23 protein-coding genes are annotated in these 25,559 nt (G+C 62.5%); 13 read left to right on the forward strand and 10 right to left on the reverse strand.

Features of this window, described 5'->3' with window-relative positions; translation table 11 throughout:
• Positions 1-2 precede the first annotated feature (2 nt).
• Complete coding sequence (locus ACKAMS_RS25495) at positions 3-548, reverse strand: hypothetical protein (RefSeq protein ID WP_020968793.1); 546 nt, start codon at positions 546-548, stop codon at positions 3-5.
• Positions 549-770: 222 nt separating this feature from the next.
• On the opposite strand from ACKAMS_RS25495, the gene ACKAMS_RS25500 reads away from it, so the two are divergent.
• The gene (locus tag ACKAMS_RS25500) at positions 771-2,345 is read left to right on the forward strand and encodes an AMP-binding protein (RefSeq protein WP_024487413.1); all 1,575 of its coding nucleotides are present in this window, start codon (positions 771-773) and stop codon (positions 2,343-2,345) included.
• A gap of 24 nt (positions 2,346-2,369) precedes the next feature.
• On the opposite strand, the gene ACKAMS_RS25505 is transcribed toward ACKAMS_RS25500, so the two are convergent.
• A complete protein-coding gene (locus ACKAMS_RS25505; protein ID WP_020906624.1) occupies positions 2,370-3,053 on the reverse strand; it encodes a response regulator in 684 nt (227 codons plus the stop codon).
• Positions 3,050-4,702: an ATP-binding protein gene (locus ACKAMS_RS25510; RefSeq protein ID WP_408989754.1), complete on the reverse strand. Its 1,653-nt coding sequence runs from the start codon at positions 4,700-4,702 to the stop codon at positions 3,050-3,052. The genes ACKAMS_RS25505 and ACKAMS_RS25510 overlap by 4 nt, the downstream gene beginning before the upstream one ends.
• 179 nt (positions 4,703-4,881) lie before the next feature.
• Here ACKAMS_RS25510 and ACKAMS_RS25515 point away from each other — a divergent pair, with 179 nt between their 5' ends.
• Positions 4,882-5,889: a Bug family tripartite tricarboxylate transporter substrate binding protein gene (locus ACKAMS_RS25515; RefSeq protein WP_408989755.1), complete on the forward strand. Its 1,008-nt coding sequence runs from the start codon at positions 4,882-4,884 to the stop codon at positions 5,887-5,889.
• 93 nt (positions 5,890-5,982) lie between these two features.
• On the forward strand, positions 5,983-7,368 hold the full coding sequence (locus ACKAMS_RS25520; protein WP_003944372.1) for a CitMHS family transporter: 1,386 nt from the start codon (positions 5,983-5,985) through the stop codon (positions 7,366-7,368).
• 6 nt (positions 7,369-7,374) lie between these two features.
• On the opposite strand, the gene ACKAMS_RS25525 is transcribed toward ACKAMS_RS25520, so the two are convergent.
• Positions 7,375-8,562: a nitric oxide synthase oxygenase gene (locus tag ACKAMS_RS25525; protein WP_020906627.1), complete on the reverse strand. Its 1,188-nt coding sequence runs from the start codon at positions 8,560-8,562 to the stop codon at positions 7,375-7,377.
• Between the two features lie 235 nt (positions 8,563-8,797).
• On the opposite strand from ACKAMS_RS25525, the gene ACKAMS_RS25530 reads away from it, so the two are divergent.
• On the forward strand, positions 8,798-9,958 hold the full coding sequence (locus tag ACKAMS_RS25530) for a globin domain-containing protein (RefSeq protein ID WP_283310100.1): 1,161 nt from the start codon (positions 8,798-8,800) through the stop codon (positions 9,956-9,958).
• A gap of 3 nt (positions 9,959-9,961) precedes the next feature.
• Here the strand turns inward: ACKAMS_RS25530 and ACKAMS_RS25535 are convergent, their stop codons facing one another.
• Positions 9,962-10,708 (reverse strand): FAD-binding oxidoreductase, encoded by a 747-nt coding sequence (locus ACKAMS_RS25535; RefSeq protein ID WP_003944435.1) that lies wholly within the window; start codon positions 10,706-10,708, stop codon positions 9,962-9,964.
• A 48-nt stretch (positions 10,709-10,756) separates the two neighbouring features.
• Positions 10,757-11,953: an FAD-binding oxidoreductase gene (locus ACKAMS_RS25540; RefSeq protein ID WP_044480052.1), complete on the reverse strand. Its 1,197-nt coding sequence runs from the start codon at positions 11,951-11,953 to the stop codon at positions 10,757-10,759.
• Positions 11,954-12,202: 249 nt separating this feature from the next.
• Between ACKAMS_RS25540 and ACKAMS_RS25545 the strand changes: the two genes are divergently transcribed.
• The 6 genes from ACKAMS_RS25545 to pyrE all read left to right on the forward strand — a co-directional run bounded on the left by ACKAMS_RS25545 (position 12,203) and on the right by pyrE (position 20,880).
• Positions 12,203-14,041, forward strand: a complete 1,839-nt coding sequence (locus tag ACKAMS_RS25545; protein ID WP_408989756.1) for a DUF262 domain-containing protein — start codon at positions 12,203-12,205, stop codon at positions 14,039-14,041.
• Between the two features lie 718 nt (positions 14,042-14,759).
• Complete coding sequence (gene clpB, locus ACKAMS_RS25550; protein WP_020906630.1) at positions 14,760-17,312, forward strand: ATP-dependent chaperone ClpB; 2,553 nt, start codon at positions 14,760-14,762, stop codon at positions 17,310-17,312.
• Between the two features lie 158 nt (positions 17,313-17,470).
• Complete coding sequence (locus tag ACKAMS_RS25555) at positions 17,471-18,451, forward strand: hypothetical protein (RefSeq protein WP_408989757.1); 981 nt, start codon at positions 17,471-17,473, stop codon at positions 18,449-18,451.
• Between the two features lie 86 nt (positions 18,452-18,537).
• Positions 18,538-19,425, forward strand: coding sequence for a hypothetical protein (locus tag ACKAMS_RS25560; protein ID WP_408989760.1), 888 nt, complete (start codon positions 18,538-18,540; stop codon positions 19,423-19,425).
• Positions 19,426-19,471: 46 nt separating this feature from the next.
• Entirely contained in the window at positions 19,472-20,272 is an 801-nt protein-coding gene (locus ACKAMS_RS25565; RefSeq protein WP_069146149.1) for an SDR family oxidoreductase, read from the forward strand.
• A gap of 74 nt (positions 20,273-20,346) precedes the next feature.
• Entirely contained in the window at positions 20,347-20,880 is a 534-nt protein-coding gene (gene pyrE / locus ACKAMS_RS25570) for an orotate phosphoribosyltransferase (RefSeq protein WP_019749433.1), read from the forward strand.
• A gap of 51 nt (positions 20,881-20,931) precedes the next feature.
• Here pyrE and ACKAMS_RS25575 read toward each other — a convergent pair whose 3' ends face one another.
• From ACKAMS_RS25575 to ACKAMS_RS25585, 3 genes are read right to left on the reverse strand one after another with little or no spacing between them, the layout of a single operon-like run.
• Complete coding sequence (locus ACKAMS_RS25575) at positions 20,932-22,188, reverse strand: MFS transporter (protein WP_020906634.1); 1,257 nt, start codon at positions 22,186-22,188, stop codon at positions 20,932-20,934.
• A gap of 23 nt (positions 22,189-22,211) precedes the next feature.
• The gene (locus ACKAMS_RS25580) at positions 22,212-22,655 is read right to left on the reverse strand and encodes a MarR family winged helix-turn-helix transcriptional regulator (protein ID WP_019749435.1); all 444 of its coding nucleotides are present in this window, start codon (positions 22,653-22,655) and stop codon (positions 22,212-22,214) included.
• 33 nt (positions 22,656-22,688) lie between these two features.
• Positions 22,689-23,252, reverse strand: coding sequence for a TetR/AcrR family transcriptional regulator (locus tag ACKAMS_RS25585; protein WP_060939131.1), 564 nt, complete (start codon positions 23,250-23,252; stop codon positions 22,689-22,691).
• 63 nt (positions 23,253-23,315) lie between these two features.
• Here ACKAMS_RS25585 and ACKAMS_RS25590 point away from each other — a divergent pair, with 63 nt between their 5' ends.
• A complete protein-coding gene (locus ACKAMS_RS25590) occupies positions 23,316-23,996 on the forward strand; it encodes a 1-acyl-sn-glycerol-3-phosphate acyltransferase (protein ID WP_003944312.1) in 681 nt (226 codons plus the stop codon).
• Positions 23,997-24,045: 49 nt separating this feature from the next.
• Positions 24,046-24,759 (forward strand): lysoplasmalogenase, encoded by a 714-nt coding sequence (locus ACKAMS_RS25595; protein WP_021343244.1) that lies wholly within the window; start codon positions 24,046-24,048, stop codon positions 24,757-24,759.
• 4 nt (positions 24,760-24,763) lie between these two features.
• Here the strand turns inward: ACKAMS_RS25595 and ACKAMS_RS25600 are convergent, their stop codons facing one another.
• On the reverse strand, positions 24,764-25,207 hold the full coding sequence (locus ACKAMS_RS25600) for a hypothetical protein (RefSeq protein ID WP_060939132.1): 444 nt from the start codon (positions 25,205-25,207) through the stop codon (positions 24,764-24,766).
• 34 nt (positions 25,208-25,241) lie between these two features.
• Between ACKAMS_RS25600 and ACKAMS_RS25605 the strand changes: the two genes are divergently transcribed.
• A partial coding sequence (locus tag ACKAMS_RS25605; protein WP_408989758.1) for an SDR family NAD(P)-dependent oxidoreductase occupies positions 25,242-25,559 on the forward strand: 318 nt, incomplete at its 3' end.

The raw sequence follows: 25,559 nt of genomic DNA on the forward strand, positions 1-25,559 counted from the left end.
ATTCAGCTCGCGAGTGTCGCCACATCGTCGATCGCGTAAGTCGCCCAGGCCCGAGCGGTGACGACCCCGGTGGGATCGGTGGCGACCAGAGCTACGTCGGCGACGCTCTCGTGGTCCTTCTCGTACGTAGCGAGCACCGTCACGGAGCAGTTCAGATCTGCTCCCGCGGAAGTTGCGGTGCAACGTCCGCGGAACCGTCGTAGCGACGCCGAGCCGTAACGACGAGCGGCGAAATCGGCAAGGGCAGCAACGGAATCGGTTCCGGTGCCCGCTGTCGGGGCTTCCCGGACGAAGACCTCGGCAACCAGATGCCCGGTCTGGTCGTGGTATTCGGTGATCCGCTCGAGAGTCGAGCCCAGCGGCCTCACGGATCCGGTGAGCAGCGCGCCCGGATCAGGGCGCCCGAAGAACACGACGTCCTGTTCGACGACGGACCCGTCGGGTGCCGAGCGCACGGTGCCGTACAGCGAGTCGAAATCCGAGAGGAGCGTGGTGGACGTACGGGGAGCAGATGCCGTGAAGTGGGCGGTACCGAGGTTGGTAGTCATGACACTCTCCGTTGGACGCGACCGAGACGCTGTCGTCTCGGTGGGTACATCGACGCTAACCACCGCTCTCGCGGGTGACGACGGGCTTCCCGCTGATCGGGAGCATTCTCGGATTCGATCGAAGAGGTGGAACCTGTTCCAGTTTTGTGCAATTCTGGATATCGTATCCGTGACCGGGAGCACATCTCGATGACTGCACGCGCCGAGCAGAAGGAAGACCAGATGACAGACGAGTTCGCTGACCTGCACCGACCGGTATACGGTCCGGACCTGCTCATCACCGCTCTGGAACGCAATCACGACAAGCCTGCGCTGTACCTCGGAGACGTGATCCTCACCGGAGGGCAGATGCGCGATCAGATCAGCTGCTTCGCCCAGGCTCTCGCGTCGCTGGGAATCACTCAGGGCACCAGCACCGCGATGCTGTCGAAGAACCGCCCCGAGGTGCTGATCAGCATGGGCGCGACCATGATCACCGGCTGCCGGGCGAGTGCCCTGAACCCGATGGGATCGCTCGACGACCACAAGTACATCGTCGACGACGCCGAGATCGAGACCCTCATCTTCGATCCCAATGCCTTCGAAGATCGTGCCGCCGAGTTGAAGGCGTCGTCGCCTTCGCTGACCAACGTGCTCTCGATGGGCCCGTCCGAAGTGGGGATCGACATCCTTGCTCTGGCCGCGACATTCGAGCCTGCGCCGCTGAAGGCAGCGCACGTCGATGCCGAAGACGCCAGCAGCATGGTCTACACCGGTGGAACGACCGGCAAGCCCAAAGGTGTTGTGGGATCGTTCCGTTCGGGTGCAGCGCTCAATCAGATCCAGATGTCGGAGTGGCAGTGGCCCGAGGACAACCGCTTTCTCATCTGCACGCCACTCTCACATGCAGGCGCGGCGTTCTTCATCCCGACTTTGCTGCGCGGCGGCGCTCTGATCGTCCTGCCCGCCTTCGAACCGGGGGCCGTGCTCGAGGCGATCGAGAAGCACAAGATCACGGCAACCATGTTGGTGCCCACCATGATCTACATGCTCATGGACCACCCCGATCTGCCCAAGCGTGACGTATCGAGTCTGCAAACGCTGTTCTACGGAGCGTCCGCGATGTCCCCGGCCAGATTGCAAGAGGGCATCAAGAAGTTCGGGCAGATCTTCTTCCAGTTCTACGGTCAGACCGAGTGCGGCATGACAATCTCGGTGCTGCGCAAGGAAGAACACCTCGCCGACGATCCGGCCCGCCTCGCGACCTGTGGGCGGCCGGTGCCATGGCTCGACGTCCGGTTGCTCGACGACGACCTCAACGAGGTGCCGCAGGGAGAGCTCGGTGAGATCTGCGTGCGGGGCCCGCTGATCATGAAGGGCTACTGGAAGAAGCCGGCCGAAACCGCCGAGGCGTTCCGTGGGGGTTGGCTGCACACCGGCGACATCGCACGTAAGGACAAGGACGGGTTCATGTCCATCGTCGATCGCAAGAAGGACATGATCGTGACCGGTGGTTTCAACGTGTTCCCGCGCGAGATCGAAGACGTGATCTCGGCGCACCCGTCCGTCGCATCGGTGGCGGTAGTCGGTGTGCCGGACGACAAGTGGGGCGAAGCCGTCAAGGCCTGCGTGGTGCTTCGTGCCGGACTGACCGTGGACACCGAGGAACTGGTCGACAAGGTGAAGGCAGCCAAGGGTTCGGTTCACGCTCCCAAGAGCATCGACTTCGTGGATTCACTCCCGTTGACGCCGTTGGGCAAGCTGGACAAGAAGGCACTGCGCGCGCGGTACTGGGAGACCAGCGCCCGCGCAGTCTAGGAACCAGCGTCGTGTAGCGAAGGGTCAGCGTTTCCAGACGTAACGACGCTCCGGGCGGCCCACCACTCCGTATTTCAGCGAGGTGGTGGACCGCCCGGACTCGTAGAGGTACTCGAGGTAGCGCCTCGCGCTCGCGCGCGAGATACCGACTCTCTCGGAAATGTCTGTTGCCGAGGCGGGTTCGGTGTCGTCTCGCAGAGCTGTCTCGACCAACAGAAGAGTCTCGGGACTGAGTCCCTTGGGCAAACCTTTGTGGGACGACGCCCCGGGCGCGCCACCTGCCACACCGAAGGCCTCGTCCACTGCTGTCTGTTCTGCTTCGCCGGAGCTGTCGAGATTCGCGTATGTCGATCGGTAACGCTCGAGACGCTCACGGAGAACCTCGAACGTGAATGGCTTCATCAGGTAATGCACGACGCCGCTGCGCAGCGCCTTCTTGACCGAGCCGGCCTCGCGCTCACTCGTGATGACAAGAACATCCAGCTCCGGTGCCAGTTCGCGAAACGGGGCGATCAGATCGAGTCCGGTGGTGCCCGGCAGGTGGACGTCGAGAAGCACCAGGTCGGGTTGGAACTCACCGACTGCGGCCAGCGCGGCCTCGGCCGAATGGGCGACGCCACACACTTCGAAACCGTCTATCCGCGAGACGAATCCGCTGTGCACCTTCGCCACCATGAAGTCGTCGTCGACCACCAGTACCCGGATCATGCGCCCTCTCCGTCGTGTAGGACTGCGGTGAAGACAGTCCATTCGATGCCCTCTGTCGAACGACTGCTCACGGTGACGTCGCCACCGCGTCGACGACACGTCAGGCGTACCAGTGCCAAGCCGAAACCGTGTCCGTCGCTCGATTGTCCTTTGGTGCTCCAGCCCTGGCCGAAAACCCTGTCGCGATTCTCCGGCGCGATACCGGGGCCGGCGTCCTCGACCCGCACTTCGACGGCGGTGCCACGGCCCCGAATCGACAATCGAACCTTGCGGCGCGACGCTTCCGGCATCTCACCGACAGCGTCGACGGCATTGTCGACGAGGTTTCCGACCACCGTCACGAGGTCTCGGCCGAGTCGGCGATCAACCGAGTCAAGGTGCGTGTCCGAGGTCAGTTCCACGGTGACCAATCCCTGTGCAGCGGCACCTATCTTGGCGATCACGAGTGCGGCAGTGCCGACGTCGGCGATCTTGTCGGTCACGGCTGCACTGACCTGTGCGCGCTCCATGGTCAGGCCCTCGACGTAGCCGACCACTTCGTCGTACTCGCCGAGCTGGATGAGGCCGGAAATGGTGTGCAACTGATTGTCGAACTCGTGGATGTGGGCGCGTAGCGCGTCCGTGCTGGTTTTGGTCACGTCGAGTTCTTCTTCCACGGAGCGCAATTCGGTGCGGTCGCGGAAGGTGGTGACCGACCCGATGGTGCGGCCTTTCGATTCGATCAAGACGGTGTTGAGGACGAGTAGTCGATCTCCGACAAGAACCAACTGATCGGATTCGGTTGTGCCGGAGGTCAGTACACTCTGGAGTCGGTCGTCGAGACCGAGGTCTCGCACAGATCTACCGGCACTCCCGCGTGGGATGTCGAGGAGTTGGTGGGCGCTGTCGCTCATCAGCACCACTTTTGCCTGCGCGTCGAATGCGATGACACCTTCCTTGAGGCCACGCAGCATCGCCTCACGTTGGCGAACCAGGTCCAGGATCTCGCGGGCCTCCATGCCGAGGGTCTGCCGTTTGACCCTGCGGGCCAACAGGATCGAACCGACGCCCCCGAGAAGCGAGGCCACCGCGAGGTATACCAGGAGGTTTGGTGCAGACTGCAGCAGTCGCGTCCAGATCGAGGGGTACTCGATGCCGACGATCGCGGTTCCGGTGATCCCTCCTTCACTGCCGAGAATCGGAACGTGCGCTTCCACTGCCTTGCCTGAGGACGTGTCGACCAAACCCGTCCATGACCGATCCTGTGTCTGACGTGCGTCGACGCCGACATCGCCGGGACGCGTCGAAATGACGACACTGCCGTCGGCGTCGGCAAGCGAGACGTAGGTGACGCCCGAGATGGCGCGCACCGAGTCGACCGAACCTTGCAGTCCGGAGCGGAGACGAGTCTGCGCCTGGGGGAATAGTTCACGTACCGCTGGATTGGCCGCGAGTGATTCCGCTGCCGAGAGTGCGCGACGTCCCTCCTCGCGTTGGAAACTCGCAGACGACTGAGCGAGGGAGAGGGCGGTGACACACACGAGAACTGCGACGACGATCAGAAGTTGCAGTTCGAGAAGTTGGGTCGCCAGAGTGTGCCGGCGCCGAAACAGGCGCTCACGCAGAGGCGACTTGCGCTCTCGCTCGGCCTGCTCGTTTCCTGAGGACACCAGCCAGACCCTAGCCTTCGGTTCGATGCCGGGAAAGCAGTTGTTCGTGAGCACAATGAGCACAAATCAATTTGCTTTCCCAATGGTGACCCCAGTCACAAAGTGCGTCAGTATGAAACCTGTTCACACAGCGGTACCAGCAGACAGCCAGCAGACAGCCAGCAGACAAGGACAAGGCCATGAGGACATCGAAGCTACTGAGCAGGCATATCGCCCTGCTCGGTGCTTGCGTGATGGCTCTTGTGCTCTCGACCGGATGCACTCCGGTCGAGTCCTTCTTCGCCGGTGGTCGAGCGGGTGAGACTTCCGAAGAACTGCGTGTACTGGTGCCCTCGGTGGCCGGTGGTGGTTACGACCTGACCGCCCGGACCATGGTGCAGGCACTGGCCGACGAAGGGACCGTCGACGCCGACGTCGTTGTTCTGCCCGGATCGGGTGGCATCGTCGGACTCAACCGGTTGGCTCTCGAACGCGGAAATCCCGATCTACTCATGGTCATGGGACTCGGCGTTCTCGGTTCGCTCGAGATACTGCCGTCCGAGCACACCCTTTCCGACGTGACACCGATCGCGAGACTGGTCGAAGAACCGGAAGCTGTACTGGTCCCAGCAGATTCGCCTTACAAAACTCTGGCAGATCTGACGCAGTCCTGGGTGGCGGATCCGTCGTCGATCTCGATCGGTGGTGGTTCGAGTGAAGGCGGACCGGACGGGCTGTTCCGCCTTCTGTTCGCACGGGCGGTCGGCGTCGATCCGTCGCTGTCCCCTTACCGAATCTACGACGGCGGCGGAGAGCTGCTTCCGGCGCTGCTGACCAGGCAGGTCGACGTCGCCGCCACCGGTATCGGGGAGTACCTGGATCAGATTGCGGCAGGCACGGTTCGGGTCCTTGCGGTCAGTTCGCCGGAGCGCACTCCGGCGGTGGATGCACCGACCATGGCGGAGTCGGGCGTCGACGTCACGTTCACCAACTGGCGGGGTCTCATGGCGCCCCCCGGATTGAGTGACGACCAGCGTCAGCATTTACAGAATTTAGTGCGGGATCTTGCGGCAAGTCCACGGTGGAACGAGCTGTCCGACCGAAATGGTTGGAACAGCGCAGTTCTCACCGAACCCGAGTTCTCTGTCTTCCTCGCCGAACAATCCCGGTTCGTCGACGCGACACTCGTTCCGCCCGGAACCAACTGAGCACAACCGAAGTTTCGTTTCACCTCCACGAAGGTCACCGGCTCGATTTGCCGTGCCCTTTTTCTCGGCAACTCAGCACAAAAGGAGTTCATCATGCTCGTCACACTCGGCTTCCTCATGGTTGCGGTGTTCATGTTCCTGATCCTCACCAAACGCGCGACCCCGGTGGTGGGACTGACCCTGGTGCCGGTGGCCTTCGGACTACTCGCCGGAGCGGGCCTCGGCATCGGCGACATGATCACCGACGGCATCAAGTCGCTCGCACCCACCGCGGCGCTGTTGTTCTTCGCGATCATCTTCTTCGGAATCATGATCGACGTCGGCCTCTTCGATCCGCTGGTCAAACTCATCTTGCGGATGGTGCGAGACGATCCGATGCGGCTCGTGGTCGGCACCGCGGTGCTCGCGATGGTGGTTTCGCTGGACGGAGACGGTTCGACGACCTTCATCATCGTGACCTCCGCGCTGCTGCCGCTCTACCTCAAACTCGGTGTCAGTCCCGTTGTACTGACGGTGATCGCCGGCTTGTCCAACGCGACGATGAACATCATTCCGTGGGGTGGCCCGACCGTGCGGGCGGCTAGCGCGCTGGGACTCTCGCCCTCCGACGTGTTCGTCCCGATGGTGCCGTCGTTGATCGTCGGCCTGATCATGGTGCTCGGATTCGCGATTCACCTCGGGATCATGGAGCGTCGCAGGATCGGGACTTTGGTCCTGACTTCTGAGCGCATCCTCGAAAAGGTCGGAAACGGTGGAAGTTCCAGCACCGGTAGCGCCGGCACCGGCGGCTCGAACGACTCCGAAGACGACGGCGGCGACACCGGACGATTCATCGACGGCCTCGACCCCAAGCGGGACACCTTGCGACCGAAGCTGCTCTGGTTCAACGCCGCGCTGACGACGATCCTTCTCGTCGTGCTCGTGATGGACATCCTGCCCATCCCGGTGCTGTTCATGATTGCGTCGTCGATCGCTCTCGCGGTCAACTTCCCGGCGGTCAAGGATCAGGGCGAAGCAATCGCACGCCATTCGTCGAGCATCGTCTCCGTTGTCGCGATGGTGCTGGCAGCAGCGGTGCTGACCGGCGTTTTCCAGGGAACCGGCATGGTCGAGGCGATGGCAGAGTGGCTGCTCCAGGTCATTCCCGACGCGATGGGCCCGCATCTGGCCGTCATCACGGGCGTCCTGAGCATTCCGCTCACGTTCTTCATGACCAACGACGCGTTCTACTTCGGTGTGCTCCCGGTGCTGTCCGAGACTGCAGCCCAGTACGGCATCGAGCCGGTGGAGATGGCGCGCGCCTCGATCACCGGGCAGGCCGTGCACATGCAGAGTCCGCTGGTCCCGGCGATCCTGCTACTGGTCACACTCGCCGGTGTTTCGCTGGCGGATCACCACAAGAAGGTCCTGTGGCGAGCAGGCCTGATCTCGATCACGATGCTCGTGGTCGGCGTCGGATTGGGGCAGATCCCCTTCTGAGTGCGATCAGTTGTGGAAGGGGCACCGGCCTTGGTCGGTGCCCTTCTTCTTTTTTGTCACGAAGTTGGGCCGGATGTCGAGATCGGGCTCGTCGTACAAGCGGTGGAACGTCGGCGTGAGCGAGCTGGACATGGGCGGGTTCACCCATGACCAGTCGGTCGGGCACTTGCGCCCGGCCTTGTCCTCACGCGCGATGTGATCGATGAATTGCTTTGCGACAGTGTGATGGTCGACCATGATGACGCCGGCCTTGCGGTAGCTGTGGATAACTGCACGGTTCAGTTCGACCAGTGCACGGTCCTTCCAGAGCGTGCGGTCGTGGCTCATGTCGAGCTCCATCATCGCCCCGATGGTCGGCAACATGTTGTAGCGGTCGGTGTCGCTGAAGTTGCGTGCACCGACCTCGGTGCTGACGTACCAACCGCTGAACGGTGTGCAGGGATAAACGATTCCGCCGATGTCGAGGTTCATGTCCGAGACCGCGGGAACGGCATGCCATTTAAGCCCCAGATCAGCGAACCAGCTGTATTCGGGATGCTCGATCTCGACCTCGAGAACGAGGTCGGTCGGGACGTCGAAGTACTGCAGGGGTTCGTCGGGAACCGAAATCAGCACGGGGAGAACGTCGAACGCCGTACCGGCGCCCTTCCATCCCATCGCGGTGACCTGAGCGGTGAGATCGACGTGCCACGGGTCGCCCAGGATGGTGCCGTCCGGTTGCCGGTAGCCGGCGTAGCGGATCAGTTGCGGGCTGAGGATGCGGTACTCCTGGCCGTCCTCGCGGGGAAGCGGCCCGACCGTCACGACGGACTGCAGAGCGCCGCCGTTGGTCGACAGTCGCAGGTGCTCCCAGCACGCTTCTGCGAGAGCGGAAGCCGTGACGGCATCGCGCGCGTCGATGAGTTTGAGGGTCCGCCAATGCGCGCGACCGACGCACCTGGCGTGGTTTCGCCAGGCGAGTTTGGCGCCGACGAGCAATTCCTCCGCTGTGTGCGTGTAGGTACCGGTCCGGTGGAGCTCACGCAAGGCCTCGCGCCGCCGAGACGTCGGGAGGTGGCCCAGTTCCGGAGAGTCGAAAAATTCGACGCACTCGAGTTCCCGACGTTGAAGCTCGGTCAGCGTCGGGGTGGTGGAGGCGATCTGGGACGTTAGCCCGCTATCGGTGGGCAATTCGTCCTGTCGAACAAAATCCACGGCACGACTCCTGTTTGGCTGGTTGAGATTTCGCTGAACGTTAGCTCGGCGATTGAGAGTGTCGAAGCTCTTGTTTATCTTGCACGCAAGAATAAGAAAGGGACGGTCACACCGCGAAATGGGGTCGCATTGTGACACTTGTCCAGAATGATTTACGAGTCAGACATTTGTGACATAAGCTGCAGACGAAATTCCGCGGCGGGTCTTGCCGCGTCTAGTCGGGACGAGGATGAGCGTGGATTCGCAAGCAATCTCTCTGGTCCGGTCGAGCTTCAAATCCGTCGCTGCGGTAGAAGATGGTCCGGAACGGCTCGCCCGTACCTTCTATTCGATCCTGTTCGCTCGATCGCCCGAAACCCGGGAGTTCTTTCCGGCGGCGATGGATGTGCAGCGGGACCGGCTTGTCGGCGCTATCGCTCACGTCGTCGAACGCCTCGACGAGTCCGACGCGATACTCGAGTACCTCGCGCAGCTCGGCCGCGATCACCGCAAGTACGGCGTCACCGACGAGCATTACACGGCAGTCGGCAATGCCCTGATCGAAGCACTCGAGACTTTCGGTGGCGCCGAAATGTGGACAGACGAGGTCGACAGCGCATGGCGCAACGCGCTCGCGATCATCTCGGCAGCGATGATGGACGCCGCCAACGCGGAGGACGGCCCGCCCGCCTGGAGTGCCACCGTCATCGAATGCCGCCCGGTCATCAAGGGCGTCGCCGTCGTCAGGCTGCAACTCGACCAGACTATGCAATACCGCGCCGGTCAGTACGTCAGCGTGCAGGTCGCCGCGAGGCCGCGGATGTGGCGCTACCTCTCACCGGCCACGCCGTACGACGGGACTGGAGTCCTCGAGTTCCACGTTCGTCAGGTCACCGGCGGGTGGGTCAGCCCGGTCATGGTGAACCAAACCGCTGTCGGTGACACCTGGGTGGTCGGTTCGCCCATCGGCGCCCTGGGGATTCCGGAGAACTCCAAGGACCTTTTGATGATCGCGTCGGGAACAGGTGTCGCGCCTCTTCGCGCTCAGATCCTCGAACTGATCCGACGCGGCAACACTCGCAAGGTCCAACTGTTCTACTCCGGACAGCATCCGTGCGATCTCTACGACCTTCCTCATCTGTGGAAGCTGGCCGAGAAGCACCCGTGGCTCACGATCATCCCGGTCTCGGAAGAAGACGAGAATCCGTGGTGGCACAACGAACCGGAACCGCTGCCGCCGATCGGCATGGCAAGGCGCATCGTCGGCAAGGTCGGTAAGGTCGTGACCTCGTTCGGGGACTGGGCGGGCTACGACATCCAGGTCGTCGGCAGTGAATCCATGGTCAACAGCACCAAATTCAGGCTTCGCGCGGTGGGCATCGACGTCGACACCGTTCGCAATGATCCGACGTACTGACCGTCAGTACGGATCGAACTGAATGACCTCGGCCGGCGTTCCGGCCTCGATCAATCGATCACGCGTCGATCGAACCATGGCCGCTGATCCGCACACCAAGACCTGATGTTCGGTGAACGCACCGTACGACGCGACGACGTCGGCGAGCGTGCCTTCGATGAGATGGTCGTCGCCGAATCCGATGTCGACGTTCAAACGGTCGAACCATCCGTCGGGCGGGCCGCCGTCGGAGAGATCTTCGACGACGGGAATGGGCTGCAACCACGGAAACTGATCGGCGAGTAGCCACAACATGTCCGCCGCATAGAGATCGCGAAGCGTTCGGCCACCGAAGAAGAGGTACACCTGCGGCGGGTTCGGGGTCTGAGCCAGATCGAGAATGATCGACCGGAGTGGGGCCAAGCCGGTTCCGCCCGCGACCATGATGACGGTGGGGCCGTTCTCGTCGACGGACAGGTTGCCGCGCGGGTCGAGGATCTGCCAGACGTCACCAGGCTGGGTGTCCTTGACTATCGAACCGCTGACCCAACCGCCGGGAACCGTCTTGACGTGAAACTCCAACTTCCCGTCGTGTGAGGGAGGCAGGGCGGGGGAGAGTCGGCGGAGCAACCGCGAATTCTGCGGGACGCTGACATCGACGTACTGGCCGGGGCGGAAGGGGACGACATCGCCGACCAAGCGGACAACCGCCAGATCCTCACGGAGACGGTGATGTTCGACGACTGTGCTCGACCAGGTTCGCTGGGCCATGAAAGTTCTCCTGTAGTCATTCGCTGGGCCATGAAAGTTCTCCTGTAGTCAGTAGAGCGGGTCGTGCCGGATCTGGTCGAGTGGAGTTCCGCCGGCCCGCAAGGCGTAGACGGTGGTCTTGATCATCGACGGTGACCCCGAGATCTGCACCTGACGGTCGGCCCACGAGCCGAACTGCGAGACCACTTTTCCGATCGGTCCGATCAGTCGGCTGTGCATTCCGAAGGGTGGCTCCAGCACCGGTCCGTTGTGCCACCAAGGGTTTTCGGGTTCTTCGGAAACCGGTACGACGGTCAACCACGGATTACTGAGCGAGATGTGCCAGAGCGTTTCGAGGTCGTAGAGGTCGCACGGATACCGGCCGCCGACGAACAGGTGCACGCGCGGATTGTGCGCGCGTTGGGACATTTCCATCACCTGTGCCCGCAGTGGGGCGATGCCGGTGCCGGATCCGATCATGAGAACGTCACGGTCGCTGGTGAAATCGACCTCGAGACCGCCGAGGGGAGTGGACATGACCCAGCGGTCACCGACGTTGGTCTCGCTGACGATCGCGGGGCTGACCCATCCTCCCGACACCTTGCGGATGTGGAACTCGAGCTGACCGAAAGGGTTGGTCGGAATCGCCGGTGAGTAGTACCGCCACATTTTCGGACGCTGCGGAATCTGAACGCCGACGTACTGTCCCGCCCCGTACGGAATGGGTGGGTCGGCTTCGAGGCGCACTATCGCCAGATCGTCGAGGACTCGTTCGTGGCTGACCACGGTTGCGCCCCAGAGTGCCGGGGTCGTATCGGACTCGGCGCCGTCGGCCATCGTGCTCACGACGAGGTCGGTGAACTGAGACCAGGCGTCCTCCAGTTCCTGCGTCCACTTGTAGCGACTGTGCGCGCTGGTTCCGTACATCGACCGAACTGCGCGCTCGAGTGCAACACCGGCAGCCTCGTAGTGCTCACGCTCGACGCCGTAGCGGCGATGATCGCGGCCGAGTTGGGTGAGGAACTTCCGGATCCGACGATGCTGGGGAAGGTTCTTGACGACGAACTCGATCGCTCTGAAGAAACGGTGCCCCTGCGATTCCATCCCGGCCGGGAACAATGAGCGGTACAGAGGATGTTCCGCAAAGAGGCCGGTGTAGAACACAGCCGAGAAGTGCGCACGGCTCTCTTCGTCGTCGGTCAGAGAATCGAGGCTGGATTGCAGACGGGCGATCACTGTCGGATCCAATCCATCCCCCTTTCGCACCAGCTGCAACTCTCGCCACAATTCTAGTACGGCTGAAAATGTGACCTGAGTCATTATTTTTCGAGTGTGTTCGGTGAGCATCCGACGCTGCTGTTTCTGACCGACCAGCCGTGCAGGCAGCGTTGGTCGACGAAGAATCGGCGAGCAAATGGAGGCGTCATGACATACTCCTCCCTGAACTTCTCGGTGGTTGTCTCCCGCTCCCTGGGACGATGACATAGCCGCCTAGCCTGAGTTGGAGACTTGCCGATGGGATTTCAGACACCGCTGTATGAGCTGAGCGAATACCTGAAGTGGACCACGAGCGGAAAGATTCAGCTCCCAGATTTCCAGCGTGGCTACAAGTGGGAGGACGAGCGGATCCGTCAGTTGCTCGTGACGATCTTGCGTGGACACCCGCTTGGCGTGGTGATGCTGCTGAATACCGGCAACGATCAGATTCGTTTCAAGCCGCGCCCGATCGAAGGTACGTCCGTTTCGGACGGCACCACCGCTGATCTACTTTTGCTCGATGGGCAACAACGATTGACGTCACTCACTCAGGCCCTTACGGGGGATGGGGTGGTGCGCACAATGGACAGCCGCGGCAAGCTAATGAATCGTCGCTATTACATTGACATGCAGTTGGCCGTGCAGGGCGAGGATCGCATCGATGAAGCGGTCTTGTCGGTCCCTGGCGATGGCATCGAACGGACCAATTTCGGCAAAGACATCGTTCGCGACGTTTCCACACCTGAGAAAGAGCAGGCCGGCGGCCTGTTTCCGGTGCGTCTCCTGTTTGGAGACGCAATGTCGTGGCTGTTTGGTCTTGATGACCGTGAACTTGCGAAAAGGTTCAACGCAGATATCTTGAAACCAGCTGGTTCCTACAACATTCCTGCGATCGAGCTCGGAAAGGATACCAGCAAATCGGCCGTAGCGACAGTTTTCGAGAAGGTCAATGTGGGTGGTCTGCCCCTGAATGTCTTCGAACTGCTGACCGCTACGTTTGCCGGTGACGCTGCGTACTTTGCCGAGCATGGGACTGACTTTCGTCTGAACGACGATTGGAAGGAGTCGAAGGCCAAGTTCGTGCCATATCCGGTCCTCGCGGGTTTGGAGAACACGGACTTCCTTCAAGCCGTCACGCTACTTGCAACACGGAAACGGAACCTTGCCGACACCAGTACACGGCCTCCGGCAATCTCTGCCAAGCGCGAGGACGTGCTGAAGCTGACGTTGGATGAGTACCTGGAATGGGTAGGGCCGCTACGTGAGGCGTTCATTTGGGCATCGGACTTTCTCGCCGACCGCCACATCTTCGACACCCGTTTTCTTCCCTACCCGAAGCAACTCGTTCCACTTGCGGCGATTCGGGTTGTCATGGGCAGCGACGCTGACTTGTTCGGCCCTCGCGAGAAGCTTGTCCGGTGGTTCTGGTGTGGAATCCTCGGCGAACTCTACGGCGGGGCTATCGAGACCCGGTTCGTCCGCGACCTCGAACAGGTACCGGCCTGGGCGCGCGGACTGGACAGCGCCGCAACGCCGAACAGCGTGAACGACGCGACATTTGTCGAGTCTCGACTCCATTCACTTCGCACGCGCCAAGCTGCGGCATACAAGGGCATTTATGCGCTTTTGCTTGGTAACGAAGCCCGAGACTGGATGGAAGACAAGGCCTTGGACAAGGTGCAGTACGTCAGCCTCGCTGTTGACATTCATCATATTTTTCCGAAGAAGTGGTGCAACGACAACAAGATCGACGACGAACATCGCGAGAGCGTGGTAAATAAGACCGCTATCTCGGCTGTCACCAATCGCACGATCGGGGGAGCGGCGCCCTCCGCCTACCTGGCTCAGATCGAGAAGAAGGCGCAGATCGGTTCGGCGAAGCTCGACGAACTGGTGGAGGCTCACCTTGTGCCCGCAGCCCATCTTCGCTCCAATGACTTCGACGCCTACTTCGTCGAGCGGCGATCGCGCCTGTGCGACATGGTGGAGAAAGCCATGGGAAAGGCGGTGCCTCGGGACGTCGGTCACGATGCCGGAGAGGACTCGGCTCAGTTCCAATTGGCGGAGATTGAAGAACTCCCAGAAGAAGCCGAGTGATCTGGGTGGGCGATGACACGAGTTGCCCTGGCGAACCACCCGATGTGAATGCAGGCCTCTTTCATCTGTGAAAAGACCATTAGCCAAAGCATATTCGGTTGGAATAGACCTATTTCGTGTTGTTGTCTGTCCTCTGGTTGGCTGCTGGCGCGGTGTATTCACGGCCGCATAGCCGTTGATCTGGTCGCTGAAGTCGAGGGGATCAGCGTCGTCTCCGACCCGTTGCTGGTGGACCTCACCTTGCTCGAGGTGGGCTGCCGCGCTGAGGTGAAACTCAGCTATCTCGTAACCGTCAGTTATGTCTAACAGCCTGGACGTCTGGTGCGGGCACGTAAGGTCGGCTGCTCGTTCGGTCGGATTAGTTCCGTCGGTCAACCGGCCCCTGTCTGAAACAGTGCATGGTCGTACGCACGCGTGATACCGGTCCGGTCGGCTGCCGAACTGAGTTGAAATATTCAGAGTCCGCGACTCGAATACTCGATCGGGATCTCACACGTCTTCAAGTTGTGATCGACATTATTCACGATTCTGGACTTCCGTTTCGATTGCGGGGTCCTGCCTACTAAGACCGAAAATGTGACCTACGAAACCAACTCGGCCTGGCGAAAACAAACTTGAGCGGAATAGACTCAAGTTTGTCCGCGTTGAGCATATTGACACAGTCGCAATACCAACCGGTCGCGGCTCTTCCCGTTCGACTTCGCCAGAAAGGTGACAAGTGGACTCGTTCACACCAACAACCAAGACCCAGGCTGCGATGACGGCTGCACTGCAGTCGGCGTCGTCGGCGGGTAATCCCGATATCCGGCCTGCCCATCTGCTGGTCGCATTGCTCGACCAGACCGACGGCATCGCTGCCCCACTACTCAAAGCTGTAGGCGTCGACCCCACGGTCGTACACCGTGAAGCACAGGCAATCGTCGATCGCCTGCCCAAGACAACCGGCGCAAGCTCCACCCCGCAACTCGGGCGTGAGGCACTCGCGGCACTCACTGCTGCTCAGCACCTCGCCACCGAGATGGACGACGAGTACGTCTCCACCGAGCACGTCCTCTACGGACTGGCCGGCGGCGACTCCGACGTCGCGCAGTTGCTCGTACGTCATGGCGCTACCCAGGACGCATTGCGAGAAGCCTTCACCACCGTCCGCGGCAGCGCTCGCGTCACCAGTCCGGAGCCCGAAGGCACCTACCAAGCGCTGGAAAAGTACTCCACCGACCTCACCGAAGCTGCACGTAGCGGCAAGCTCGACCCGGTGATCGGTCGCGACACCGAGATTCGCCGTGTCGTGCAGGTGCTCTCGCGTCGTACCAAGAACAACCCGGTACTCATCGGTGAGCCCGGCGTCGGCAAGACCGCGATCGTGGAGGGCCTTGCCCAACGCATCGTCGCGGGTGACGTCCCGGAATCGCTTCGAGGCAAGACCGTCGTGTCCCTGGACCTCGGGTCCATGGTCGCCGGTGCCAAGTTCCGCGGTGAATTCGAGGAACGCCTCAAGGCAGTTCTCGACGACATCAAGAACAGTGCCGGACAGGTCATCACCTTCATCGACGAGTTGCACACCATCGTCGGCGCCGGCGCCACCGGTGAATCCGCGATGGACGCAGGCAACATGATCAAGCCGATGCTCGCCCGCGGTGAGCTGCGGCTGGTCGGTGCCACCACGCTCGAGGAGTACCGCAAGTACATCGAGAAGGACGCAGCACTCGAGCGTCGTTTCCAGCAGGTGCTCGTCGGTGAGCCCTCGGTCGAGGACACCATCGGCATCCTGCGAGGTCTCAAGGAGCGCTACGAGGTGCACCACGGCGTACGCATCACCGACTCCGCGTTGGTGGCTGCTGCCGCGCTGTCGGACCGGTACATCACCTCGCGGTTCCTGCCGGACAAGGCCATCGACCTCGTGGACGAAGCCGCATCGCGACTTCGTATGGAGATCGACTCGCGACCCGTCGAGATCGACGAGGTGGAACGCACTGTTCGCCGACTCGAAATCGAAGAAGTGGCACTCGAGAAGGAGACAGACGACGCGTCCAAGGCTCGGCTCGAGAAGCTGCGTCAGGAACTCGCAGACGATCGCGAAAAGCTCAATCAGCTCAGCACCCGCTGGCAGAACGAAAAGCAGGCCATCGACTCGGTGCGCGTGCTGAAGGAACAGCTCGAAACCCTGCGAGGAGAGTCCGAACGCGCTGAGCGTGACGGCGATCTGGGCAAGGCAGCCGAGTTGCGCTACGGCCGCATCCCGGCGCTGGAGAAGGAACTGGAAGAGGCAGCAGTCGCTTCCGGAGCCGCCTCCGACGGTGACGTGATGCTCAAGGAAGAGGTCGGGCCGGACGACGTCGCAGACGTGGTCGCAGCCTGGACCGGCATTCCGGCCGGCCGGATGATGGAAGGCGAGACCGAGAAACTGCTCCGCATGGAGTCCGAACTCGGCAAGCGCGTCGTCGGCCAGACCGACGCCGTCGTCGCCGTCTCGGATGCGGTTCGCCGCGCCCGAGCAGGTGTCGCCGACCCCAATCGGCCCACCGGTTCCTTCCTGTTCCTCGGCCCGACCGGCGTCGGTAAGACGGAGCTCGCCAAAGCCTTGGCGGACTTCCTCTTCGACGACGAGCGCGCGATGATCCGCATCGACATGAGCGAATACGGTGAGAAGCACTCGGTGGCCCGACTCGTCGGTGCCCCTCCGGGATACGTCGGTTACGAAGCCGGCGGCCAGCTCACCGAAGCAGTTCGGCGACGCCCGTACTCGGTGGTCCTCTTCGACGAGGTCGAGAAGGCACACCCGGACGTGTTCGACGTCCTGCTTGCAGTGCTCGACGAAGGCCGACTCACCGACGGTCAAGGCCGCACGGTGGACTTCCGCAACACCATCCTGATCCTGACCTCCAACCTGGGATCCGGTGGCACGCGGGAGCAGGTCATGGACGCGGTACGCCACGCGTTCAAGCCGGAGTTCATCAATCGTCTCGACGACGTGGTCGTTTTCGACTCGCTCTCCGAAGAGCAGTTGGAACACATCGTGGACATCCAGCTCGAGCAGTTGCAGAAGCGTCTGGCTGCGCGTCGTCTCACCCTCGAGGTGAACGGTGCAGCCCGGATGTGGCTCGCAGTGCGCGGCTACGACCCGCTGTACGGCGCTCGGCCTCTGCGTCGACTCGTTCAGCAGTCGATCGGCGACCAGCTCGCCAAGCTGCTCCTGGCCGGCAAGGTCCAGGACGGCGACACCGTGCACGTCGGTGTCAGTGAGGACGCGGATCAGTTGGTTCTGTCCTGATTCGGTAAGTGGAATGCCCCGTCGATCCAAGTGGATCGGCGGGGCATTCGCATTTTGTTCTACCCTGGATGGCTGGATGCTCGAACTGGGGATGTCTGCACCCGCGCCTCTCCGAACGACTTCGACGCTCTTTCGTCCCAACCGAAGGTGAGCCAGGCATGACCGATCAGAACGATCCGCGTAACTCGGGTGGGCCGCGCCGTGAGGATCCCGAGGCCACCGAGGTGTGGGGGCGTACACCCGACCAGCCGACAGAGCAGTACGGGACGGTGTCCGGCCAGAATCCGAACCAGCCGACGGAGTACTTCGGTCAGCAGCCGGGGGCGGGGCAGTTCCCGGGGGCACAGCAGTATCCCTACGGTGGCCCGGATCAGAACACGGAGTACTTGGGGCAGCAGGGGCAGCAGGGGCAGCAGCCGAATCCCACGCAGGCCTTCCCCGCCTACAACCCGCAGTTCGATCCGCAGGCCCCGCCGCCGGGTGCGACGCAGGCATATCCGCCGTACACGGCCCAGCAGTACGGGAACCCGGATCAGTACGGGAATACACAGCAGTACGGAAACACACAGCAGTATCCGGTTGCCGGTGGTGGCGGGGGAGTTCCGCCGGAACAGCCGTTCATCGAAGACGGGTCGTCGGGCGGCGGCAAGAAGCGCAAGCTCGCGACGTGGGTGGCTGCCGGCGTGGTCGGGATCCTGGTCGCCGTGATCGCGATCGTCGCGTTCTCGGCGTTCGGTTCGAACGACAAGGGAACCCAGACCGCTTTCGTTCCGCCGACCACCACGACGCAGGCGCCGACCACCACACCGCCGAAGGCCAGCACCACGGCGCCGACTCCGACGACGGATTCCCCGCTCAGCCAGCTCCCGGGCGGGCTCGGCGAAGTCATCGGCGACGCCGGGGGAGCCGTCGGCACCGTCAAGTCGAACGACGGCGGCACGTTGGTCATCGATTCGATCGGTGGATCGCAGGTGACGGTTCTGACCACAGCCGACACCACCCTCATCGCGCTCAACCGCGCCACGATCGCCGATCTGCAACCGGGAGACAACATCGTCGTCGACGGAACTCCGGTGGAGAACGGCACGATGACCGCCAACACGATTCTGAGTACGTCGTTGCCGAAGTTCGGCAACTGAGTCGTTCACGACACATCAGGCGAGTCCACCAGGGTGTCGCGGGAGGTTGAGGCCGCGAGTCGCTACCCTGGAGGGTGATGACTGGAATGTGGTTCGGACTGGCAGCAATTGCACTCGCAGGCGCGTGTGCGCTCCTGTACGTCGACAGGACGAGGCGAGATCAATCCGGGCGAGTGCGTCAGATCTGGGCCAAGGCGCAGGGATACACGTACACGGCCACTGACGATCAGCTCGCAGGCGAATGGCATCGCGCGGTCATGGCGAAGCAGGACTACCTCACTGCCACCGACGTCGTCCGCGGCCGTCGTCGCGGAGAGCAGTTCGTGCTGTTCGACCTGGAAGAGACCGCAACCATCGTCGCCGTTCGCCGCGAGATCGGGTCGGACGTCGACATCGATCTTCGGTTGAAATCGACGGCTCCGCCCAAGGACGGCGACCTGAACCTGCTGGGTGCGATCGGTTCACGAGTCGTCTTCGCGACCGATCTCGAGATCGCACGTCGTGTCTGTGATCAGCGCATGGTGGCGTTCACCGAATCGGTTCCGCCGTCGATCAGCATGCTGTGGAGCGAAGGGCAGTGGACGCTCGGTTCGCTTCCGGTGACCAGTAACGGCCGGGATTGGGACGCTGCAATCGAGTCGGTTGCGCGCCTGTCCGGCATTCTGCATGTCCTGCCTCCCGTCACCGATCCCAACGAACTCGAGGTCGATCACGATCCGAGCCGCCCGCGGCCGGGCGCCGAGAAGTCTCGCCCAACTCCGGATCCGGTAGAACAGCCCCGTTCGCGTCAAGAGCAGCCGCCCCGTGAAGCTCCGCCGCGTGAATTTGCCCCGCGTGAGTCCGCACCGCGTGAGCCTGCACCGCGGGAATCTGCGCCACGTCCGGATCAATCGCTGCGCAAGCCCGAGGCGGCTGACAAGCCGGCTCAGCGTCCGGCGTCCCAGCGCTCGGGCACAATTCGCCCGGTCGACTGACCTTTAAGGTTCCCGTCCCGCCGCGATAACCACTAGCGTGGCCGGTATGTCGACTTCCCACTCGGATCGCCCTGTGCGTCCCGTTGCCCTGGTGACCGGACCTACCTCTGGTCTCGGCGCCGGTTTCGCCAAGAAATACGCCTCCCTCGGATACGACCTGGTTCTCGTCGCACGTGACGAGGTCAGATTGCACGACCTCGCGTCCGAGTTGAAGACGATGTTCGGCACCGAGTCGGAGATTCTGGTTGCCGATCTCGCATCGGGGGCTGGACGCGACACCGTCGCGCTTCGTCTGGAGAAGGGCGTCGAGGTGTTGGTGAACAACGCCGGATTCGGTACCTCCGGCGAGTTCTGGACTGCAGATCCGGCGCTTCTTCAATCTCAACTCGACGTCAACGTCACCGCCGTGATGCGGCTGACCCGCGCGGCGCTGCCCAGCATGATCGCGTCGGCGCACGGAACGATTGTCAATGTCGCGAGCGTCGCGGGCCTGCTGTCCGGACGGGGTTCGACGTATTCGGCAAGCAAGGCCTATGTCATCTCGTTCACCGAAGGGCTTTCCGGCGGGTTGGCCGGGACGGGAGTGCGCGTTCAGGCGCTGTGCCCGGGCTTCATCCGCACCGAGTTCCACGAGCGTGCGGGCATCGAGATGTCCACGATCCCCAAGCCGATGTGGTTGAGCGTCGACCAGGTGGTTGCGGCGTCGATGAAGGATCTCGGTGACGACAAGGTCATCAGCATTCCGGGAATTCAGTACAAGGTCCTCACGACGGCTGGGCGTCTGGTTCCCAAGGGGCTGGTTCGCCGGTTGACCAACATCGTTGGACGAGGCCGCGGGCGCACGTAGCCCAGAGGCAGTAGCCGAACGTAGCCCAGAGGCAGAAGCCGAGCATAAGCCGGTGGTCGGTAGGCTGAGCACTCATGAGCGATCGTGAGGATTTGGCTGCGCTGGTGCGCGAATTGGCTGTTGTACACGGAAAGGTGACGCTGTCTTCGGGCAAGGAAGCCGACTACTACGTCGACCTTCGCCGCGCGACACTTCACCACAAGGCGGCGCCGCTGATCGGCTCGCTGCTGCGTGAACTGGTCGCGGACTGGGATTTCGACGCCGTCGGAGGTTTGACGATGGGCGCCGATCCGGTTGCGATGGCGGTGATGCACGCTCCCGGACGCCCGATCGACGCGTTTGTCGTTCGCAAGGCTGCGAAGGCTCATGGGATGCAGCGTCAGATAGAGGGCCCGGACATCGTGGGCAAGCGTGTCCTGGTTGTCGAGGACACGACCACGACGGGCAATTCTCCGTTGACAGCAGTGAAGGCTCTGCGCGAGGCAGGGGCCACTGTGGTCGGAGTCGCTACGGTCGTCGATCGCGCGACGGGTGCGGACGCGATTATCGGTGCCGAGGGCGTCGAGTACCGATCGCTGCTGGGCCTGGAAGATCTGAACCTGAGCTGACACCCTGTGAGTGGTTAAGGAGTCCCTGCACTCCTCAACCACTCACAGGGGTCAGTCGCCGACGGTGACGGCGAGTGCTTCGTCGACGCTGTGCGGCGCGGGATCGTGGTCGTCGACGTGTGCGAGGACCTTGCGTCCGCTCGACAGGACGAACACAGCGGCGAGGGTGAGCACCGCGCCGACCCAGAACGGCATGTGGACGTTGGACTCGCCGAGCTTGCCGGCTACCCACGGAGCTGCGGCGCCGCCGACGAATCGAACGAAGCTGTAGGCAGCCGAGGCGGTCGACCGTTCCACGGGAGCCGAGATCATGACGGTTTCGGTGATGAGTGTGTTGTTCACGCCGAGGAACAACCCGGCGAGGACGACACCCACGATCAAGACGATCTTGTTCTCGGTGAAGAGCGCCATCATGCCGAGGTCGAGTGCGAACAGTGTCAGCGCCAGCATCATCATCGGTAGTGTGCCGAAGCGTCGTTGCAGGCGAGGGGCGAGGAAAACCGACGAGATCGCCAGCATCAGGCCCCAGCCGAAGAAGATGAATCCGATCGGGTACGCCCCCATGTCGAGGGGGAACGGTGTGTACGCGAGCAGCGTGAAGAATCCGTAGTTGTAGAGCAGCGCGGTGATGGCAACGGTGAGTAGCCCGCGGTGTCGCAGCGCCTGGAAGGGCGCAGCGATGGACGTGTGGTGTTCGGGCTTGGGTGCGCTCGGAAGCATCACGACGATGAGAATGAAAGCAACCGCCATCAGGGCTGCGACGCCGAAGAACGGTGCGCGCCAGCTGATGTCACCGAGAACGCCGCCGACCAGCGGTCCGACCGCGATACCGATGCCCAGTGCAGCCTCGTAGAGGATGATCGCCCGTGCGACGCCGCCGCTGGCCGCGCCGACGATGGCCGCCAATGCCGTTGCGATGAAGAGTGCATTGCCCAGTCCCCAGCCGGCACGGAATCCGACGATCTGGCCGATGGTGCTGGAAGCGCCTGCCAGAGAGGCGAACACGATGATGATGGCAAGGCCTACAAGAAGTGTTTTCTTGGCGCCGATGCGGCTGGACACCACACCGGTGATGAGCATGGCCACGCCGGTGACGAGCATGTAGCTGGTGAACAGGAGCGAAACCTGCGACGGTGTGGCGTCGAGTTGTTCGCCGATCGGCTTGAGGATCGGATCGACCAATCCGATGCCCATGAAGGCGATGACGCTGGCAAAGGCTACCGCCCACACCGCTTTCGGTTGTTTCAGGAGGCTCGGCGGAGCCTCGTTCTGGTGCGTTGATGTCGCGGTCGTGTTGCTCACGGCCACCTCCTTTTTCAGTGGTGGGTATTTCAGCTGGGGTCGGAAGTCTTGATGATGGACCGCAATTCGGCCAATCCGTCGGCCAGTTTCTTGATCTGCTCGGGCCCGAGTTCGACGAAGTGGGGGACTAGAGCGTCGGCGATCTCGTTTCGGCCGTCGTTCAGGATCTTTCGACCCTTCTCGGTCATGGCGACGCGCACTGCGCGGGCGTCCTCCGGGTCGGCGCGGCGTTCGACGTAACCGTTCTCGCCGAGTTTGCGCAGTAGGGCAGTGGCAGAGGGCTGCGAGCTTCTGTCGAGTCGAGCGAAATCGCTGATCCGCATTTCGCCGTATTCCTCGAGGAGTGAGAGCGCGCGCAGCCAGGCGCGTGGGTACTGATCGGACGCGAAAGAACCTGCCAGCTTCGCGAAGCGGTGCGTGTTGCTCACGAGGTTGACGAGTAGTTCGTGCAGTTGCTGCTCTTCATCTGTCACGAAAAATATTATTGCATAGGGTAACTATGTAAATCAACGAGTCCGTAAAAGGTGGTCCGTCACACTCGTGGTGACCAGTGCCGCGATGTCGAGGCCGGGTGCAACGAGCGCGAGGCTTCGATTTGCCGCCAGCACTGCGATGCCGTGGGTTCCGGTCCAGATGTTCACTGCAGAGTTGGTGGGATCGGACGCGTCGGCCTCTTCGGTCAAGGCTTGCAGGGCGGCGAAGAGCGGGAGTGACGACTCTCGGAGGTTGCTGCCGGTGCCCTCGAGGAGGTCGTGGCGAAACATCAACTCGAACATCGCCGGCCGCTCCTGGGCGAATGACACGTATTCGATTGCTGCCGAGATCAATCGGCTACGAGCGGGTTGTTTGCCGACGAGTGCCGGCTGGAGTCTTTCGGTGAGATCGCGCAGGCCGTGCGAGGCAATTGCGGCAAGCAGGCTGTTGTGGGTCGGAAAGTATCTCCGCGGGGCGCCGTGCGACACGCCCGCGCGCCGCGCGATCTCCCGTAGCGTCAGTTCTGTGGCGCCGTCGGCATCGAGAATCTCGACGCCGGTGGCGACGAGTGTTTCGCGAAGGCTGCTGACAGTCATGGAAGACAGTGTCTACTATTCTCGTCGTAGACACTGTCTACTAGACGGAAAAGGTGATGCCCTGTGCTCTATTGGCTGTTCAAATACGTTCTGATCGGCCCGGTCCTCTGGCTGTTCGGGCGGCCGACGATCGAGGGGCAGCACCACATCCCCAAGAAAGGGCCGGTGATTCTCGCCGGAAACCATCGGGCAGTCGTCGACTCGTTCTTCCTGGTCCTCATGGTGCGCCGACGCATCACCTTCGTCGCGAAGAGTGAATATTTCACCGGGACCGGTGTGAAGGGCGCGATGCAGCGCTGGTTCTTCGGTGGGGCGGGTCAGGTGCCGATCGACCGTAGCGGCGCCGATGCCTCCCGTGCGGCATTGGACACGGCCATCGGAATTCTCGACAAAGGCGGAGTCTGGGGGATCTATCCCGAGGGAACTCGATCGCCCGACGGATGCCTGTACAAGGGAAAGACCGGAGCGATTCGTGTCGCCTTGGAAACCGGGGCGCCGGTCATTCCCGTCGTCGTGCACGGCGGCGACGCAGTCAACCCGCCGGGTACGCGGATGTGGCGCTTCAGCAAGGTCCGGATCACGGTAGGGGAGCCGATCGACTTCTCTCGGTACCGCGAACTTCGTGGCTACCAGGCCGTCGTGCGCGCGGCGACGGATGAATTGATGGCAGTGCTCTGTGACCAGTCGGGGCAGGAATACGTCGATGTCTACGGCGCGGACGTCAAATCCGGCGATGCTGCCTGAGTGACCCAGTACGGTCGCTGTTGGACGTGTAACCAACAGGAGGATTGTGATGGCGGGCAAGTGGGGCATCGAGCACGCAGTTTTTGCGGCGGCGACGGCAGCGACGGTGGTTGGGGCAGTGGTCGGTAACGAGCGGGTTCAGCAGATCGCCAAGCCGCTGATTGCACCTGCCTTGGCCGCCCGAGTGCTGCGCAAGCGTTCGGAGACGGAAACTGCCGATACCGCACTGCTTCTGGCCGGCCTCGCCGCCGCGACCGTCGGCGACGTGTTCATGATCGACCCGGACAACGATGCTCGTCTGATCAAGGGCGCGTCGTCGTTCGCGGTGATGCAGGCCAGTTACTCGGCTCTTCTCCTGCGCCGCGGGGCACGGCCGACCCGTGCTGCCCTCAAACCCCGCATCAGCGGTTGGTCGACGGCGTCCGGTCTGCTCCGTGCCAAGGCACCGAGCGTGTCGACGCCGCTCACCGGATACGGATTGATGTTGGGAACCACCTCGACGTTGTCGGCGGACCCCGCTCTGGCACCGCAGTCCAAGGCCGTGCTCGACGTTGTCGTCCCGAACAAGGATCGACGCTCCTGGCTCGGATTGGGCGGAGTGCTCTTCACCGCGTCCGACGGGCTGATCGTGGTGCGTCGACTGTTCATCCGCGGGACCGCCGGCCGTGCCGCTGCCGAGGGTGTGATCCTGGCGTCGTACGCGGGAGCGCAACTGATGCTGGTGGAGGGCATGTTGGCGCTGGGACGCAAGAAGAGCGTCTAGTTTTTCACGGGCACAGCATGATTCGGTCTCGGTTCTTCGGGTCCACCATGACGGTGACCGTGGATCCGGGAGTGATCTTGTCTTTGAACTCGGGTCGGATCTCGTACTCGATCCGGCCCGAGTACGAATCGGAACCTGGAACCGTGAGGCGGAGTGCGAGCTTGGCCAACTCGCCGTCGACGGTTCGACGCAGGGGTGTGACCTTGTCGATTCGTGCCCACCCTTCGAGGCCGTGCTTTTCGAGCTTGCGCTCGGCGCGGGTCGGTCGATTGGCCCAGGCCATTCCGAATCCGAGTGCCGAGCCGAAAGCGGCGAGTAGCCCGCCGATCTGATAGGGCAGAGTGCCAGGTGGGGTGTGCTCGACCAGCCATCCGAGCCACACCGCGAGCACGATCAGATATCCCACCGCGATGAAACACACGGTATGTACGACGCGACGGTGATTCATCAGATTTCCTCCACATCCAGGATAGCCTGACCGGATGAGCGAACCGAACGTCTTCATCACCGGTGCTGCGGCTGGAATCGGGCGGGAGACGTCGCTGTTGTTCGCGCGCAACGGATACCGCGTCGGCGCGTTCGACATCGACGACGCCGGCCTTGCCTCGTTGAAGGCCGAGATCGACGGTTTCGGTGGCAGCGTCGTGACGGGTGTCCTGGACGTCACCGATCCGGTGGGATGGGCGCAGTGTCTGGCCGATTTTGCCGGGGAGTCCGGGCGTCTGGACATCCTGATCAACAATGCGGGCGTGCTCTCCTCGGGACGGTTCGAGGATATTTCTCTTGCGGCGCATCGCCGA

Source organism: Rhodococcus sp. 5A-K4 (genome assembly GCF_046097995.1).
In the GTDB taxonomy this organism is placed as follows: Bacteria; Actinomycetota; Actinomycetes; order Mycobacteriales; family Mycobacteriaceae; genus Rhodococcus_F; species Rhodococcus_F erythropolis.